This is a genomic window from Sphingomonas hominis (genome assembly GCF_013328205.1).
In the GTDB taxonomy this organism is placed as follows: Bacteria; Pseudomonadota; Alphaproteobacteria; order Sphingomonadales; family Sphingomonadaceae; genus Sphingomonas; species Sphingomonas hominis.
In genome coordinates, this window is record NZ_JABULH010000035.1 from 1 (window position 1) to 720 (window position 720).

1 protein-coding gene is annotated in these 720 nt (G+C 61.1%); it reads left to right on the forward strand.

Annotation, left to right across the window (positions count from 1 at the left end):
* The coding region (locus HRV97_RS17255; RefSeq protein ID WP_174195358.1) for an IS481 family transposase at window positions 1–720 on the forward strand (720 nt) is incomplete at its 5' end.

Genomic DNA, 720 nt, shown 5'->3' on the forward strand with positions numbered 1-720 from the left:
CTGCCGCTCGACGACTGCCTCTACGCATTGCAGCCGTCGCTACCGCACCTGACCCGGTCAGCGCTGCACCGTTGCCTTCAGCGGCACGGCATCTCACGGCTACCGGATGTCGAGGGCGACAAGCCCAAGGGTCAGCGCTTCAAGCGTTATCCGATTGGTTTCTTCCACATCGATATCGCCGAGGTGCAGACTGCCGAAGGCAAGCTCTATCTGTTCGTTGGCATAGACCGCACCAGCAAGTTCGCGGTCACCCAGCTGGTCGACAAGGCGGACCGGCGAACAGCGTGGGAGTTCCTCGAACACCTGCTGAAAGCCGTGCCCTACCGGATACACACGATCCTGACCGATAATGGCATTCAGTTCGCCGAGCAGCCGCGCAACCGGAACACCGCCTGGTCGCGCCAGATGCGCTTCGACATGATCTGCGAGGCAAACGACATCGAACACCGGCTCACCAAGCCGAACCACCCGTGGACGAACGGTCAGGTCGAACGGATGAACCGCACCATCAAGGAGGCGACGGTCAAACGCTTCCACTACGAGAGCCACGACCAGCTCCGGACGCACCTCGCCGACTTCATGGCCGCCTACAATTTCGCTCGCCGGCTCAAGACGCTCAGCGGCCTCACACCCTACGAATACATGGCCAAGATCTGGACTTCAGAGCCAGACCGGTTCATCGTCGACCCGATCCACCAGATGCCGGGACTGAACACCTAG